The sequence below is a fragment of the Pseudarthrobacter albicanus genome, from assembly GCF_018224015.1.
GTDB classification, from domain to species: domain Bacteria; phylum Actinomycetota; class Actinomycetes; order Actinomycetales; family Micrococcaceae; genus Arthrobacter; species Arthrobacter albicanus.
The window spans coordinates 19,421-34,886 of sequence record NZ_JAGPOT010000082.1; the positions used below are offsets into that span (position 1 = coordinate 19,421).

General features: G+C 67.0%; 18 protein-coding genes and 1 pseudogene. 16 read left to right on the forward strand and 3 right to left on the reverse strand.

Annotation, left to right across the window (positions count from 1 at the left end):
• Nucleotides 1–114 precede the first annotated feature (114 nt).
• The 4 genes from J9611_RS16400 (at nucleotide 115) to J9611_RS16415 (ending at nucleotide 4,391) form a co-directional block, all read left to right on the forward strand.
• Complete coding sequence (locus J9611_RS16400; protein ID WP_211881665.1) at nucleotides 115–756, forward strand: GntR family transcriptional regulator; 642 nt, start codon at nucleotides 115–117, stop codon at nucleotides 754–756.
• Nucleotides 757–766: 10 nt separating this feature from the next.
• Nucleotides 767–2,287: an MmgE/PrpD family protein gene (locus tag J9611_RS16405; protein ID WP_211881666.1), complete on the forward strand. Its 1,521-nt coding sequence runs from the start codon at nucleotides 767–769 to the stop codon at nucleotides 2,285–2,287.
• On the forward strand, nucleotides 2,287–3,189 hold the full coding sequence (prpB, locus tag J9611_RS16410) for a methylisocitrate lyase (RefSeq protein ID WP_211881667.1): 903 nt from the start codon (nucleotides 2,287–2,289) through the stop codon (nucleotides 3,187–3,189). Before J9611_RS16405 ends, prpB begins: the two co-directional genes overlap by 1 nt.
• Nucleotides 3,190–3,251: 62 nt before the next feature.
• On the forward strand, nucleotides 3,252–4,391 hold the full coding sequence (locus J9611_RS16415) for a bifunctional 2-methylcitrate synthase/citrate synthase (protein ID WP_211881668.1): 1,140 nt from the start codon (nucleotides 3,252–3,254) through the stop codon (nucleotides 4,389–4,391).
• A 61-nt stretch (nucleotides 4,392–4,452) separates the two neighbouring features.
• On the opposite strand, the gene J9611_RS16420 is transcribed toward J9611_RS16415, so the two are convergent.
• Nucleotides 4,453–4,944, reverse strand: a complete 492-nt coding sequence (locus J9611_RS16420; RefSeq protein ID WP_211881669.1) for an 8-oxo-dGTP diphosphatase — start codon at nucleotides 4,942–4,944, stop codon at nucleotides 4,453–4,455.
• A 308-nt stretch (nucleotides 4,945–5,252) separates the two neighbouring features.
• On the opposite strand from J9611_RS16420, the gene J9611_RS16425 reads away from it, so the two are divergent.
• Nucleotides 5,253–5,657 (forward strand): hypothetical protein, encoded by a 405-nt coding sequence (locus J9611_RS16425; protein ID WP_211881670.1) that lies wholly within the window; start codon nucleotides 5,253–5,255, stop codon nucleotides 5,655–5,657.
• 546 nt (nucleotides 5,658–6,203) lie between these two features.
• Here J9611_RS16425 and J9611_RS16430 read toward each other — a convergent pair.
• Nucleotides 6,204–6,986 carry a methyltransferase domain-containing protein gene (locus tag J9611_RS16430; protein ID WP_211881672.1) on the reverse strand — a complete coding sequence of 261 codons (783 nt, stop codon included), beginning with the start codon at nucleotides 6,984–6,986 and terminating at the stop codon, nucleotides 6,204–6,206.
• A 15-nt stretch (nucleotides 6,987–7,001) separates the two neighbouring features.
• Nucleotides 7,002–7,568, reverse strand: a complete 567-nt coding sequence (locus J9611_RS16435; protein WP_211881674.1) for an OsmC family protein — start codon at nucleotides 7,566–7,568, stop codon at nucleotides 7,002–7,004.
• A gap of 138 nt (nucleotides 7,569–7,706) precedes the next feature.
• Here J9611_RS16435 and J9611_RS16440 point away from each other — a divergent pair, with 138 nt between their 5' ends.
• From J9611_RS16440 to J9611_RS16485, 11 genes and pseudogenes are all read left to right on the forward strand, one after another.
• A complete protein-coding gene (locus J9611_RS16440) occupies nucleotides 7,707–8,396 on the forward strand; it encodes an ArsR/SmtB family transcription factor (protein ID WP_211881675.1) in 690 nt (229 codons plus the stop codon).
• A gap of 11 nt (nucleotides 8,397–8,407) precedes the next feature.
• A complete protein-coding gene (locus tag J9611_RS16445; RefSeq protein WP_307857132.1) occupies nucleotides 8,408–9,694 on the forward strand; it encodes an MFS transporter in 1,287 nt (428 codons plus the stop codon).
• A gap of 40 nt (nucleotides 9,695–9,734) precedes the next feature.
• Nucleotides 9,735–11,021 (forward strand): MFS transporter, encoded by a 1,287-nt coding sequence (locus tag J9611_RS16450; RefSeq protein WP_307857133.1) that lies wholly within the window; start codon nucleotides 9,735–9,737, stop codon nucleotides 11,019–11,021.
• An 84-nt stretch (nucleotides 11,022–11,105) separates the two neighbouring features.
• A complete protein-coding gene (locus J9611_RS22890) occupies nucleotides 11,106–11,771 on the forward strand; it encodes an MFS transporter (RefSeq protein ID WP_443701383.1) in 666 nt (221 codons plus the stop codon).
• A complete protein-coding gene (locus J9611_RS22895) occupies nucleotides 11,705–12,364 on the forward strand; it encodes an MFS transporter (protein ID WP_443701384.1) in 660 nt (219 codons plus the stop codon). Before J9611_RS22890 ends, J9611_RS22895 begins: the two co-directional genes overlap by 67 nt.
• Nucleotides 12,348–12,701: an ArsR/SmtB family transcription factor gene (locus tag J9611_RS16460; protein ID WP_246527929.1), complete on the forward strand. Its 354-nt coding sequence runs from the start codon at nucleotides 12,348–12,350 to the stop codon at nucleotides 12,699–12,701. Before J9611_RS22895 ends, J9611_RS16460 begins: the two co-directional genes overlap by 17 nt.
• A 150-nt stretch (nucleotides 12,702–12,851) precedes the next feature.
• A complete protein-coding gene (locus tag J9611_RS22370; RefSeq protein WP_281414581.1) occupies nucleotides 12,852–12,977 on the forward strand; it encodes a hypothetical protein in 126 nt (41 codons plus the stop codon).
• A 65-nt stretch (nucleotides 12,978–13,042) separates the two neighbouring features.
• A complete protein-coding gene (locus J9611_RS16470) occupies nucleotides 13,043–13,369 on the forward strand; it encodes an ArsR/SmtB family transcription factor (RefSeq protein ID WP_211881677.1) in 327 nt (108 codons plus the stop codon).
• Between the two features lie 40 nt (nucleotides 13,370–13,409).
• Entirely contained in the window at nucleotides 13,410–14,225 is an 816-nt protein-coding gene (locus J9611_RS16475; protein ID WP_211881678.1) for a cation diffusion facilitator family transporter, read from the forward strand.
• A gap of 3 nt (nucleotides 14,226–14,228) precedes the next feature.
• Nucleotides 14,229–14,546 (forward strand): hypothetical protein, encoded by a 318-nt coding sequence (locus tag J9611_RS16480; RefSeq protein WP_211881679.1) that lies wholly within the window; start codon nucleotides 14,229–14,231, stop codon nucleotides 14,544–14,546.
• Nucleotides 14,543–15,357, forward strand: a pseudogene (locus tag J9611_RS16485) (cation diffusion facilitator family transporter); the annotation flags it as partial. The gene J9611_RS16480 and the pseudogene J9611_RS16485, both read left to right, overlap by 4 nt.
• Nucleotides 15,358–15,466: the final 109 nt, after the last annotated feature.

Consider the following 15,466-nt stretch of genomic DNA (forward strand, 5'->3'; position numbering starts at 1 on the left):
CACAAGGGCTCATGTATACATCCGTGGCTTCACTTTAGGATTTTCCGGGAAACTCCTGGGATATTCCGCTCCCTTTGTATACACTCGAGTGTGTCAGCCAATGAAGGAGGCAGGATGCGCGCCAGCGACAAGGCCTATGCGGCCCTGCGTGAGGACATTATCGAATGGCGCCTGCTTCCCGGTGCGGTCCTGGCCGAAGTGGAGCAGTCCGAGCGGCTGGGCATCTCGCGCACCCCGCTGCGGGAGGCCCTGAGCCGGCTCACCGCGGAGGGCCTGACGACGACGGCGGGCGGCCGCGGCGTCGTCGTGACCGATATTTCGCTGGCGGACATCGACGAACTCTTCGAACTGCGCGAGACCCTCGAAGGCCGGGCAGCGGCGCTGGCCGCCGAGCGGGGCGATGCCACGACCTTCGAAAAGCTCCGCGACGAACTGCTCAAGGCCCCGGAACTGATCGGCGCGGACGACCCGGCCCGGCACGACTACTACGGGCTCGTCGGCCGGCTGGACGCGGCCATCGACGCCGCCATCTCCAACTCCTACCTTGTCCAGGCGATGCGCAGCCTGCGCGTCCACCTGGTCCGGGTCCGCCGGCTGGCGGCCGACGACGCCGAGCGGCTGACCGCCGCGGCGGCCGAGCACGCCGCCATCGCCGAGGCGATCGCGGCCGGCAACCCGAGGCTGGCCGAGGCCGCCACCACGCTCCACCTGCACCGCAGCCTTTCCCACGTCAAAGCCACGCACATACCTCACTAAAAGGAGCACCATGGTCAAGGAACACCACGTCCGCGTCTACAAGAGCGAGGAAAACCTGCCCCGCGAGGACCAGCTCGCCTTCAAGATCGCCAGGGTCGCCACCGACCCCGTTGCCGTGACCGAGGAGGTCACCGACATGGTGATCAACCGGGTGATCGACAACGCCTCGGTGGCCATCGCCTCGCTGAACCGCGCCCCGATCATCGCGGCCCGGGCCCAGGCCCTCACCCACGGGCCCACCACCGGCGGCAAGGGCGCCAAGGTCTTCGGCATCGAAGAGCGCGTCGCCCCGGAATGGGCCGCCTGGGCCAACGGCGTCGCCGTCCGCGAACTGGACTACCACGACACCTTCCTCGCCGCCGAGTACTCCCACCCGGGCGACAACATTCCGCCGATCCTGGCCGTGGCCCAGCACGTCGGCTCCACCGGCAAGGACCTCATCCGCGGCATCGCCACCGGCTACGAGATCCAGGTCAACCTGGTCAAGGCCATCTGCCTGCACGAGCACAAGATCGACCACGTGGCCCACCTGGGCCCCTCAGCCGCCGCCGGCATCGGCACCCTGCTGGGCCTGGACGTCGAGACCATCTTCCAGTCCGTCGGCCAGGCGCTCCACACCACCACCGCCACCCGGCAGTCCCGCAAGGGCGAGATCTCCACGTGGAAGGCCCACGCCCCGGCGTTCGCCGGCAAGATGGCCGTCGAATCCGCGGACCGCGCCATGCGCGGCCAGACCTCTCCCGTGCCGATCTACGAAGGCGAAGACGGCGTCATCGCGTGGCTGCTGGACGGCCCCGACGCCTCCTACACCGTGCCGCTGCCGGAAGCCGGCGAAGCCAAGCGCGCCATCCTGGACACCTACACCAAGGAGCACTCCGCCGAGTACCAGGCCCAGGCCTGGATCGACCTCGCCCGCAAGCTGCACGGCGAACACCCCGAGCTCAAGGACCCCGCCAACGTGGAGTCCGTGCTGATCAGGACGAGCCACCACACCCACTACGTGATCGGCTCCGGCGCGAAGGATCCGCAGAAGTACAGCCCCACCGCCAGCCGGGAAACGCTGGACCACTCGATCCCGTACATCTTCACCGTCGCCCTGCAGGACGGCGCCTGGCACCACGTCGATTCCTACGCCCCCGAACGCGCCGGCCGGCCCGACACCGTGGAACTCTGGCACAAGGTCAGCACCGTCGAGGACCCGGAATGGACCCGCCGCTACCACTCCCTGGACATCGCCGAGAAGGCCTTCGGCGGCACCGTCGTGATCACGCTGACGGACGGCTCTGTCATCACCGAGGAGATCGCCGTCGCCGACGCACACCCGCTGGGTGCCCGGCCGTTCAAGCGGGAACAGTACGTGAACAAGTTCCGCACCCTGGCCGCCGGCCTCGTGGCCGAGGAAGAAATCGAACGCTTCCTCGACGCCGCCGCACGGCTCCCCGAACTCGCCGCCGGCGAGCTGGACCAGCTGAACATCCAGGCGGCCGACGGCGTGATCGATCTGGCCGCCGCCCCGAAGGGACTGTTCTGATGCTGTACTCGAAGACCACGCCGGAGCAGAAGCGGATCCGTTTCCGCGAGCTCCTGGCCTCCGGCACCATCGCGCAGTTCCCGGGCGCCTTCAACCCGCTCTCGGCACGGCTGATCGAGGAGAAAGGCTTCGCCGGCGTCTACATCTCCGGCGCCGTCCTGGCCAATGACCTCGGCCTGCCGGACATCGGGCTGACCACGCTCACCGAAGTCGCCACCCGGGCCGGTCAGATCGCCCGGATGACGGACCTGCCCTGCATCGTCGACGCCGACACCGGCTTCGGCGAACCCATGAACGTCGCCCGCAGCGTCCAGGAACTCGAGAACGCCGGCCTGGCCGGCTGCCACATCGAGGACCAGTTCAACCCGAAGCGCTGCGGCCACCTGGACGGCAAGAACGTCGTGGACCTGGACACCGCCACCAAGCGCATCCGCGCGGCGGCCGATGCCCGGCGCGACCCGAACTTCCTGATCATGGCGCGGACCGACATCCGCGCCATCGACGGGCTGGCGGCCACCCAGGACCGTGCCAGGGCGCTCGTGGAGGCCGGCGCCGACGCCATCTTTCCCGAGGCCATGAAGGACCTGTCCGAATTCCAGGCCATCCGCGACGCCGTCGACGTCCCGATCCTGGCGAACATGACCGAATTCGGCCAGAGCGCACTGTTCACGGTGGACGAGCTGGCCGGCGTCGGGGTCAACATGATCATCTATCCGGTGACGCTGCTCCGTAGTGCCATGGGCGCCGCGGAGCGTACGCTGGAATCGATCAGGGCCGACGGAACCCAGGAGGCACAAGTTGGGACCATGCTGACGCGCGCACGTTTGTACGACCTCGTCGACTACGAGGCCTACAACCGCTTTGACACCGGGGTCTTCAATTTCCAGGTCCCCGGCCAGTGATCCCGGCAACCGATTTCCGGCTCCGGCCGGCACAACCCGCGACAGGAACGAAGGAGTTCAACATGGCTGCAGAAGACATCAAAAAGGGCCTCGCCGGCGTCGTGGTGGACTACACCGCGGTCTCCAAGGTCAACCCGGACACCAACTCGCTGCTGTACCGCGGCTACCCCGTCCAGGAGCTGGCCGCCCGGTGCAGCTTCGAGGAAGTCGCCTACCTGCTGTGGAACGGCGAGCTGCCCGACCCCGGTCAGCTCGCGGAGTTCACGGCACGGGAACGCGCCGGACGGGCGCTGGATCCGGTGGTCAAGCAGGTCATTGATGCCCTCCCGGAGACCTCGCACCCGATGGACGTCTGCCGCACGGCGGCCTCCGTCATGGGCGCCCGGCACCCGCTGGCGGAGGACTCCTCCCGCGAGGCTAACCTGGCCAAGGCCCTTGATTTGTTCGCCGCGATGCCAGCGGTCGTGGCCTACGACCAGCGCCGCCGCCACGGGCAGGAGCTGGTGGAGCCGCGCGACGACCTGGGCTACGACGCCAACTTCCTCTGGATGACGTTCGGCGAGGAGCCGGTCCCGGAAGTGGTCGAGGCGTTCAACGTCTCGATGATCCTGTACGCCGAGCACTCCTTCAACGCCTCGACCTTCACGGCGCGCGTCATCACGTCCACGCTCTCGGACCTGCATTCGGCCGTGACCGGTGCCATCGGCGCGCTCAAGGGCTCGCTGCACGGCGGCGCCAATGAGGCCGTCATGCACACCTTCGACGAGATCGGCATCCGTCCGGAGGAATCGCTCGATGAGGCGCACACCCGGGCCAAGGCCTGGATGGAGGACGCCCTGGCGCAGAAGAAGAAGGTCATGGGCTTCGGCCACCGTGTCTACAAGCACGGCGATTCCCGGGTGCCCACCATGAAGGCCGCGCTGGACAAGATGATCGCGTACTACGGCCGTCCCGAGCTGCTGGGGCTGTACAACGGCCTGGAAACGGCGATGGACGAGGCAAAGGCGATCAAGCCGAACCTCGATTATCCGACCGGGCCCACCTACCACCTGATGGGCTTCGACACGGCGACGTTCACGCCCCTGTTCGTGGCGAGCCGCATCACCGGCTGGACCGCGCACATCATGGAGCAGCTGGACGCGAACTCGCTGATCCGCCCGCTGAGCGAATACAACGGCGTCGAGGAACGGCACCTGGCGTAGTTTCTTCCGACACAACGACGGCGGGCCGGTCACCTTTTCAAGGTGGCCGGCCCGCCGTCGGTTACAGGTTCCGGAGACTGCTCACAGACGAAGCAACCGTTTCGTTGTCGGCGTTCAGGGTGACGACAATATTTACCATCCCGCCTTCCAGCACGATGGGCAGCCAGTGATCCGCGTCCTGCCACATCCGCTCCACGGGCAGGGCATCCGTCATGAACCACTCCGGAATAATCTCCGAAGATTCCTGCGGGTCGCCGTGCCACACACGGGCTGTGAAGAGACGCGCGGACATGTTCCACCCGGGTCTGGCCGGGAAGACAAATTCCACCACGCCGGCGTCGCCCAGGTCCTGCTGCCGCACGGTGATCCCGGCCTCCTCGAGAACCTCCCGGCACGCTGCCTCGGCGTCGCTCTCCCCCGGCTCAACGTGGCCGCCGAGCCCAACGATCCTGCCTGTGCCGAAGCCGGTCTTTTTCAGGCCAAGCAGGACCTCTCTACCGCCGCCGGGCGCATCCCGGAGCAGGAAACACAAGGTGACTGGGGTGGAGGTCATGAATCCAAGATTAGCGCTGCAGGGCCCCGCGCCGTTGCCGCCGGCATTCGCGTGGGTCTGGCCCCGCGGGAGAGCGCCGCAGCCATCGAGGAGAGGTCCTCTGGGTGGAAGGCGCGCTGTCATACCGGGCTGCCGCGCACGGGGGGGAGGGGGGCGAGCCGGTCGCCGATAGGGCACCGGGCCCAGTCATCCGAACTGTCGGAAACGGGCACCGGACCGACGTCGACCTCGAGCGGTCTCCGCCCTACGATTGGAGCGTCACGTCAGTCGACGTGGGTCCATGCACCGATCCAATTGGCAAGGAGATCATGATGCTCGGAGAGCAAATCGGGGAATTCACCGGACAAGCCATCAGCACGCGGGTTCTGGAAGAAATTGGTCTCGGTCCGCGCAGCGAAGTGACCGATCATCAGGTCGGCACGCTCTGCGGTGTCCAGGTTGACGTCACGGTCACCTACGTCGGCACGATTCGTCCCAGCGGCACGGTCGCCGGCAGCGGAAACGGTTTTGTCGTCACCGCAAGCGGGCAGACTGCGACCTTCACCGGCAGAGGCGTCGGTAGATTCACCGGTCCGGGCCAACTCGCCTGGCGGGGTGCGTTGTTCTACGAAACCACCTCCGACGAGTTGAGTAGCCTCAACGGGATAGCGGTCTTGTTCGAGTACCAGGTGGCCGACGGCAAGTCCGAAGGCCGCCTGTTCGAGTGGAAGTAGCGCTGCACACTCGAAGCAAAAGGTATGCGTACAGGACCGATCTGGAAGAAGCCAACGGCACTGCGGAAAGCAGGACGTTCCGGAGCCCTGAGGAAGCACTCGTCTGATGTCTGACCTACGCCCTCCGAGGGTTGGACTTACGCCCCGGGAACTTCTATCTCGACCTGTGTGCAGAGGACTTGGAACATTCCGTGCGGACGACTTCGAAAAATGACAAACGACGCGGCGGCCGATTCTCGATTCGCAGCCCTCTCGGAATCCTTCGTTATCGAGAACGGCAAGTAGTGCCGGTCGATGGCCTTACCGGACGGCTGTCTCCGCAGGGCATGTGGTGCTCCTAGGCTCGGTGTAGGGGGCGCTGGCCCAGTTACTACAGTGGCGGCGCAACCCCTGGCCGTCGATGGCGGCCCTGTGCGGGTGGGCGGCGGCGTCAGCTGACTGGTGCACCGGCCTGACGCAGGACGTATCCGCTCACTCACCCCTGCGGCTCCGGTAGAGGCTGGGATGGTTTTGCTGGTGGTGGCATGGGTCGTCTGTCCCTGGTGTTCAGCGGGCCCGTGCGAGGAACGAGACGCTCATGACACCGTATTTCGCGGCCGCGGCGCGGGCGCTGTCGGACAGGAATTCGTACGGGTTCCTCCTCATTTGTTCAAGGATGAACCCGCTGCCGGTGATCGACTGTTGATAGGTATCGGTCTGTGCGGCGCCGCCGATGCAGGCGGCCCACAGGTCGGCATTGCAGACGATCTGAGGGGTGAGTTGCTTTTCGGTGACGATGTCGGTGATGGCCAGGCGTCCGCCGGGGCGGAGGACGCGTGCCGCCTCGCGGAAGACGGCGGATTTGTCCGGGGAGAGGTTGATGACGCCGTTGGAGATGACGCAGTCAAAGCTTGCGTCCCTGAAGGGGAGGTCTTCGATGTGGCCCAGGGCGAACGTGACCTGGGGAAAGTCCGCCGGCTTCCGGAGGCTTTCGGCCTTCGCGTTCTGCTCCTCGGTCATGTCCAGGCCCACCACCCGCCCGCCAGAGCCCACTTTGACGGCTGCGACGAAGGCGTCCATTCCGGAGCCGGAGCCCAGGTCAAGGACCTCTTCGCCCTGGTTCAGGTCTGCCAGATCAAAGTTGTATCCGACACCGGCGAAAGACTCGATGGCACCGGCCGGGATCAGGTCGAACAGCGCCGGCGGGTAACCCAGTCCTTCGGCGAGGCTGCGCCCCATCGGGAAGTGGTAGTGGCCGGCGGGGTTCTGGGCGACTGCCCGGTAGATCTGCTTGACTTTGGCCTCAAGCTCGGCGCGGTCGATGGTCGTGGCCGCGGCTGGTGTGCTCATGTCGGTGCCCGCGGTTCAAACGACTTCGAGGGTGGTATCGACCGGGACCGGGTTGGCCAGGCAGTCACGGACCGGTGAGCTGTCCTGGACGTACTGGCAGAGTGACGTCAGTTGCTCGACGGTGGCGTTCGGGCTTGAGACGCGCGCCCGCGCACGGATCGCCGTGAAGCCCGGACGGGGGCCTGCGAGGCCCAGGAACTTCCCGACATCCAGGTCGCCCTCTACTTCCATCTGCAATGAGGCGATCTCGATGCCCTGGGCCGCGGCATTCGCGACATAGCCGACCGCGTAGCAAAAGCCCAGAGCCTGCAGGAGAAGCTCGACAGCATTAGGGCCGGCGTTGTTGCCCAGGAGCACGGGCGGCTCATCCCCCTCCAGAGTGAAACCCTGGCTCCGCCCGGTGTCCTGAACACCGGCCTGGGTGAATCCCTGAATCTGCCCGATGTTGTGTGTGCCTTCGCTCCAGGTGCTGGTCGCGCTGAAGGTGAAGGTGCCCTGTACGGGATCTGATTCGATCGCCTGGATGGTCTCCAGCAGACGGTCGACGTCGATGCCGTTGCGGACGGTAGCTGTCGTGCCCATCGCACTGCGCCTCTTTCCGGTCGTGCCCGGAACTCCGGGCGAGATAATCAAGTAAGTACTTGAATACTTGAATAGCACACCCGGCGGGTATATGTTGTCAAGTACCTACTTGAATTAACTTGCAGCGAGGGGAAGCACATGGATGACAGGGCAGCAAAAGACGAACTGTTCGACGCACTCGCCTCCGTGGCCAAGGTGCTGGGCAGCGGCCGCCGGGCCGAAATCGTGGACGTTCTCGCCCAAGGTGAACGCGCTGTGGACGAGATCGCGCAGGAGATCGGGCAAAGCGTCGCCAACACTTCGCAGCACCTCCAGCACCTCCTGCGGTCCGGACTGGTGCATTCGCGCCGGGACGGCACCCGGATCTACTACCGCCTCAGCGGGCCAGGGGTGGCCCAGCTCTGGGCGGCCGTCCGCCTTGTGGCTTCGGATCATGTCGCAAAGCTCAACGAGCTCGCGACCGCGTACCTCGGAGACCGGTCGGCGCTGAGCACCCTGACCCGGACCGAGCTGAGGGACCGGATGGCCGGAGGCGACATCGTCGTGCTCGACGTCCGGCCCGAGCCGGAATTCCGGTCCGGGCATATCGCGGGCGCGGTCTCGGTCCCGGTGAAGGAACTGGCGGAGCGGCTGCGGGAGCTGCCGGATGGCCACACCGTCGCCGCCTACTGCCGGGGCCCGTACTGCGTGTTCGCCGACGAGGCCGTCAGGACGCTGCGCCGGCACGGGATCCCCGCGGTCAGGCTCGAGGACGGGTATCCCGAGTGGGAAGCGGCGGGCCTGCCTGTGGAGACATCTGCGTCAACCACGCCCGCGGGCACGTCGTAAAGGTCTTGGCTGTGCAGCAGATCCCGGAGCGCCTCGTCCAGTCCTACTCGGTCTCCCCGAAGCGCCGCCACGCGCTCTACCGGCGCACCCTCGCCGTCGTTATCGTTTCCCAGATTTTCGGAGGCGCGGGCCTCGCGGCCGGCGTCACGGTGGGGGCGCTCCTGGCCCAGCAGATGCTCGGCACCGCCGGGTTGGCCGGCATGCCGGCGGCGCTGTTCACCCTCGGCTCCGCCGGTGCGGCATTCCTCGTCGGACGGATTTCCCAGCGCCGCGGCCGCCGGGCCGGGCTGACGTCGGGATTCATCGCCGGGGGTATCGGAGCCGGCGGCGTTGTGCTGGCAGCAGCGGCGGACAATGTGATCCTGCTCTTCATCGCCCTTCTCGTCTACGGGGCGGGAACGGCGACGAACCTGCAGGCACGGTACGCCGGAACCGACCTCGCCGCGCCTCAGCGCCGTGCCACGGCGGTCAGCCTGGCTATGGTCTCCACCACCCTGGGGGCTGTCGCCGGCCCGAACCTGGTTACCCCGATGGGAGCTGTCGCCACGGCCCTGGGGATTCCGCCCCTTGCCGGCCCGTTCCTGCTCGCCGCGGCCGCCTACACGATAGCGGGTCTGGTGCTGTTTTTCTGGCTTCGCCCCGACCCGCTCCTGCTGGCCTCCGCCATCAGCGCCCGGGAATCGGCAGACACGGCGGCGGTCTTTGACGCACCGCCTGCACCGGAACCGCCGAGGAACGACCGCGGCGTCACCGTCGGTACCACCGTCATGGTCCTCACGCAGGTAGCGATGGTTGCCATCATGACCATGACGCCGGTGCAGATGCAGGCGCACGGGCACGGCCTCACCGAAGTCGGGGCTGTGATCGGCATCCATATCGGCTTCATGTACCTGCCCTCGCTCGTCACCGGCGTCCTGGTCGACAGAATCGGCCGGGTCCCCATGGCGGTCGCCGCCGGAGTGACGCTGCTCGCGGCAGGGATCGTCGCGGCCGCCGCCCCGGCGGAGTCAATGACGCAGCTGATGATCGCCCTCGCGCTGCTGGGCCTGGGCTGGAACTTCGGGCTGATCAGCGGCACCGCCCTCATCGTCGACGCGACCCCGCTCGAAACGCGGGCCAGGACGCAGGGATCCATTGATGTTCTGATCGCCCTGGCCGGCGCGGCCGGCGGTGCCCTGTCCGGGACGGTCGTCGCCGGAACCAGCTACGCCGCCCTTGCCCTCGCCGGTGGAATCCTTTCCCTCCTCCTGATCCCCGTGGTGATCTGGTCACAACGCACCGCCCATACCGTGGTGTGAACCCATGAACTGGAGCTGCAAACAAGACCGGGGCACGGCGGTGAGTGCCGCACTACCCCGGCGCAGAGATGGCAGCCGCCCGCGCGAAGGCATCGAGCTGGGGCTGCGCCAGAACATAGCCCAGTTCACGCTTTTGGTCGCAGTCAACGCCCTCGTCGGCGGCAGCCTCGGTCAGGAACGCACGGTCCTGCCCCTGCTGGCCGGCCAGGTCTTCCACCTGGACCTCTATACGAGTGCCCTGACCTACATCCTGGCCTTCGGCCTGGCCAAGGCCGCCACGAACTACTTCGCCGGGGCTCTCTCGGACCGGTACGGCCGCAAACCCGTGCTGGTCGTCGGCTGGCTCATCGCCGTGCCCGTACCGGTGATGCTGATCTTCGGGCCGTCCTGGGGCTGGATCGTGGCAGCCAACGTCGTCCTGGGCATCAGCCAGGGCCTGACCTGGTCCACCACGGTGATCATGAAGATGGACCTCGTCGGCCCGTCCCGGCGCGGCCTGGCCATGGGCTTCAACGAGGCCGCCGGTTACCTCGGTGTCGCGGGCACCGCCGTCGCCACCGGTTACATCGCCGCCAGCTACGGGCTCCGTCCCGGACCGTTCCTGCTCGGCGCCGCGTACATCGCCCTCGGACTGGGACTTTCCGTGCTGGCCGTGAAGGAAACCCACGATCATGCCAGGCTGGAAGCCGCCAGCCACACCGCCGCCCATGCCCAGGCGCACGCCGAGCTGAGCAGCCGGCAGGTGTTCATCCTGACCAGCTTCCGCGACAAATCCCTCTCCTCGGTCAGCCAGGCCGGCATGGTCAACAACCTCAACGACGGACTGGCCTGGGGCCTGTTCCCCGTACTCTTCGGCGCCGGCGGCCTGAGCATCGAAAAGATCGGCATCCTGGCCGCCGTCTACCCGGCAGTCTGGGGTGCAGGGCAGCTGGCCACCGGTGCCCTGTCCGACAGATACGGCCGCAAGCCGCTGATTGTCGCCGGCATGCTCGTCCAGGCCGCAGCGCTGGGCATGGTCGCCGCAGGAACCGGCTTCGGTATCTGGCTCACCGCAGCCGTCCTGCTTGGAGCCGGGACCGCGATGGTATACCCGGCGTTGCTGGCCGCGGTCGGCGATGTCGCCCACCCCGCATGGCGCGCACGCTCAGTCGGGGTATACCGCCTGTGGCGCGACGGAGGGTTTGCCGTCGGCGCCCTGCTCTCCGGACTGCTCGCAGACGCCTACGGAATCCCCGCAGCCGTCGCCGTCGTCGCAGTCCTGACCGCACTGTCCGGCATCATCGTGGCCCTGCGGATGCGCCGAACCGACCACCCCATCATCCGGTAACAGCCTCGCCTGCATGCCGGCGACACGACATCGGATTACCCTTTAAGTGCACGGTAACGCACATATGCACCTAGAGGAGATTTTATGCTGGCGGTTTTGCGCAACGGAACGTACGCGCGCCTGTTCGCGGCGCAGATCGTGGCCTTGGTGGGGACCGGCCTACTGACGGTTGCTCTGGGGCTGCTGGCGTACGACTTGGCGGGCCGGAACGCCGGGGCGGTCTTGGGTACGGCGCTGACGATCAAGATGCTGGCCTATGTGGGTCTGGCACCGGTGATCACTGCCCTGGTAGCACGGCTGCCGAAGAAGCCGGTGCTGATCGGGGCGGACCTGATCCGGGCCGCAATGGCATTGTGTCTGCCGTTCATCACAGAAACGTGGCAGATCTACGTGGTGATCTTCCTGCTGCAGTCAGCCTCAGCCACCTTCACGCCCGCTTTCCAGTCGCTGATCCCGACAATCCTGAAAGACCAGCGGGACTACACAAACGCACTCTCACTGTCCCGGCTCGCCTACGACATGGAAGCACTCGTCAGCCCGGCCGCCGCAGCGCTGCTGCTGACCGTTCTCAGGTACAACAAGCTGTTCATCGGCACGGTTGCAGGCTTTCTGTTCTGGGCGTTCATGGTCGCCATCACGGTTCTGCCCCGGGTCACTGCGTCGGCCGGGCCGCAAACCTCGTTGTGGCACCGGACCAGGGCGCACGGATCTTCTGGCGCAACCGGCGGCTGCGGTCCCTACTGGCCCTGAACCTGGTCGTCGCCGCCCCGACGGCCCTGGTGCTGGTCAACACAGTGATCTACGTCCGCGACGTCCTACACCGTCCCGACGCCGATCTGGCCCTCGCCCTGGCGTGCTTCGGTATCGGGTCGATGATCGTGGCTTTGTCGGCGCCGCGGGTCCTGGACCGGTTCGGGGACCGTGCCGTGATGCTCAGCGGCGCCGCCGTAATCCCGCTCGCTCTTGCCGGCGCCACCGCCATGACATTCCTGGCGTCCCCGGACACCGGGTGGTGGCTGCTGCTGGCACTGTGGGTCCTGCTCGGGGCCGCAAATTCAACCATACTCACCCCGTCGGCCCGTCTCCTGCGCGATGCCTCCGATGAGCACACCCGCCCGTACGTCTTCACGGCACAGTTCTCCCTGTCCCACGCCTGCTACATCCTCACCTATCCCGTCGCCGGCTGGGTCGGTGCGCAGGCCGGACTGGGCTGGGCTGCACTGGCCCTGGCAATCATTGCGATAATCGGCAGTGCAGGAGCATTCCTGTCCTGGCCACGGCAACCGCCCGTACAGGTCACTGCATCCGCCACCCACAAGGAACCCGTTGAGCACAGCCGATGAACAGCCATCCCTGATCCATCCGATCACCCCCGGACCGGGCCATCTGGCGGCGGCCAGCGAAACGCTGCGGATGCTCGCCGAACCCACCCGCCTTCATCTGCTCTGGCAGCTGTCCGCGGGCCCGCGAACCGTCACGGAACTGACGGAAGCGTCAGGCGTGCCGCGGACCGTGGTCAGCCAGCACCTTGCCAAACTTCGCCTCAGCGGCCTCGTTGACACCCGCAAGGACGGCCGCCACATCATCTACTCCCTACGCGACGGACACCTCGTCAGGCTCATCCACGAGGCAATCAACCACGCAGACCACATTGTCACCGGAGAAGCCCGCCACGGATGAGCAGCCAGGCACTGCATGATTAATCCGTGACTACCGCAAGAACGGTCCTGTTGTTCGTCCTGGCGGCGGCGGCTGAAATCGGGGGGCCACCGTCTCCAGCTTGCCCTCTCGGCTTTCCTGCTGGGCATCGGCGCAGGACCGGCAGCCCAGGTGGCCGTCAAACTCCTCCCCCTGCTGGAAGACAACGCCGGGAAGACCTCCACACCGCTCACCAACGCCGGCATCATCCTTGTACTGGCCGTGATGTTCGCAACCGGGCTGCTCGTCCCGGCTTAGGCCTGTGGCACTAGCCAGAGCAGTACACAATTGCCTGAATACATCCATGCCTGTACTTTTGGTTTATGGAAACCCTCACGCACGCCCCGGTGCTGGCACGGTTCGGCTACGCGGTCTCGGATCCGACCAGGGCCCGGATCCTGCTGGCACTGTCCGGGGCGCCCGCCTACCCCTCCGATCTGGCCGACTCCCTCGGGGTCTCACGGCAGAGCATGTCCAACCATTTGACGTGCCTGCGCGGCTGCGGACTCGTCGTGGCTGTCCCGGACGGACGGCGGAGCCGGTACGAGCTCGCCGACGCGCGGCTGGGCCACGCGATCCGGGACCTGATCGGCGTCGTCCTGGCCGTGGATCCGGCCTGCTGCGCACCCGACGGGACATGCCTGGCATGACCGCCCTCCAGCTGGGGGACCCAACCCGGTCCGCCGTGCCGTGCTGAGCCGCCGCATCCGGCTGTTCGCCGCCGCGACCATCAGCTACAACATCGTTGAAGCCGTCGTGTCGCTCTGGGCCGGGGGCGTCGCCGACTCGTCGGCCCTGATCGGCTTCGGCCTGGACTCGGTGATCGAGGTCGCGTCCGCCGTCGCCCTGTCGTGGCAGTTTTCCGCCAGGGACCCTGAACGGCGCGAACACCTGACCCTGCGGATCATCGCGATCTCGTTCTTCGCCCTCGCCGCGTTCGTGGCCGTGGACGCCGTCCGATCCCTGGCCGGCGGCGGCGCGGCCCGGCATTCCACCCCGGGAATCGTGATCGCCGGGCTGAGCCTGGCCGTCATGCCCGTGCTGTCCTGGCTGCAGCGCCGCGCCGGCCGGGAACTCGGCTCCCGCACAGCCGTGGCCGATTCCAAACAGACCCTGCTGTGCACCTACCTCTCCGCCGTCCTGCTCGTCGGGCTGGTGCTGAACAGCACCCTGGGCTGGTGGTGGGCCGACGCCGGCGCCGCGCTGGTCATCGCCGTCATCGCCGTCCGCGAAGGCATCAGCGCCTGGCGCGGCGACGTCTGCTGCACGCTCCCCCACGCCGCAGCGGACACCGGCTCCGACGCCGGTGACTGCGGCGCCAACCCGGACAGTGGTGCAGGCGCCCAACCCGCCAGCGATTGTGCTGATTCGGGCACCGATGCGGCCCCGGACATGGACTCCATGTCTGCCGAGGCCGCCGCGGATTCGGGCTACTGCGACGGATGCGGATCCACGCCCGGATCGCAGGCGGTCACCCTGGGCGGCCTGGGCCGCAGGGACGGCTGAGCCATGGACTACGAACTGCGCACCATTCAGGGCTGCCCGAATAGCGGCCCGGCCCTGGACCTGTTCCGCACGGCTCTGGCCGCAGAAGGGAAAGATGCCAGTCACCTGAGGCTCCGGGAGGTCACGTGCGAGGCCGATGCCGAGGCCCTCCACTTCCACGGCTCACCGTCGTTCATCGCGGACGGACGTGACCTGTTTCCTTCGGAGTCCGCACCTGCCCTGAGCTGCCGCGTCTATTTTTCCGGACACGGCGTAGCGGGGCTCCCGTCCGCCGAGTCGTTGCGCACCGCCGTCCGTCGGACCCCGGAGATCCGCCCATGAGCGGCCACAACTACGGCCACAGCGCCGCGGGGACCAGCCAGCGCGGCAAACTCATCGTTGTATTTTCCATCACTTTCGCCGTGATGGTCGCCGAGATCATCGGTTCATCCCTCACGGGAAGTCTCGCGCTGCTGGCCGACGCCGGCCACATGTTCACAGACTCGGCCGGGCTGCTGATCGCACTCATCGCCGCCTCGCTGGCCCTGATGCCGGCCACACACAAACGCACCTGGGGCTACAAGTGTGCCGAAATCATCGCCGCCGCCGGACAGGCGGCCCTGCTGCTCGGCGTCGGCGGCTTCGTCATCATTGAAGGGATCCGCCGGCTCTTCGAGCCACACGAATCGGCGGATCGACGATGCTCTGGTTCGGCATCATCGGCCTGGCCGGCAACGCCGTCGGCCTGATCGTCCTCGCCTCAGGGCGGAACCATAACTTCAACATGAAGGCCGCGTTCCTGGATGTGCTCAACGACGCCCTGGGCTCCGTGGCCGTCATTGCAGCGGTGATCGTCTTCGCCCTCACCGGCTGGGTCCAGGCCGACGCCGTCGTGTCCCTGCTCATCGGCGTGCTGATCATTCCGCGGACACTCAGGCTGCTCCGCGACACCGTCAACGTGCTGATGGAAAACGCGCCCCAGGGTCTGGACATGGCCCAGGTCCGCGAACACATCCTGGCCCTGCCGCACGTCATCGACATCCATGACCTGCATGCCTCGCTCGTGGCGTCCGGGACACCGGTCCTCTCCGCCCACGTCACCGTCGAGGACACCTGCATGACGGACGGGCACGCGGCTAGGATCCTAGGAGAGCGCTGAACAAGGGGCAATCCGGAGATGGGATACGGCTTCCGGGCCGCTCTTCGGAGCTTTGGGCGGCCCGCTGACGGCCTGGGAATGAGAGGCCGGGGCCCGGGATTTG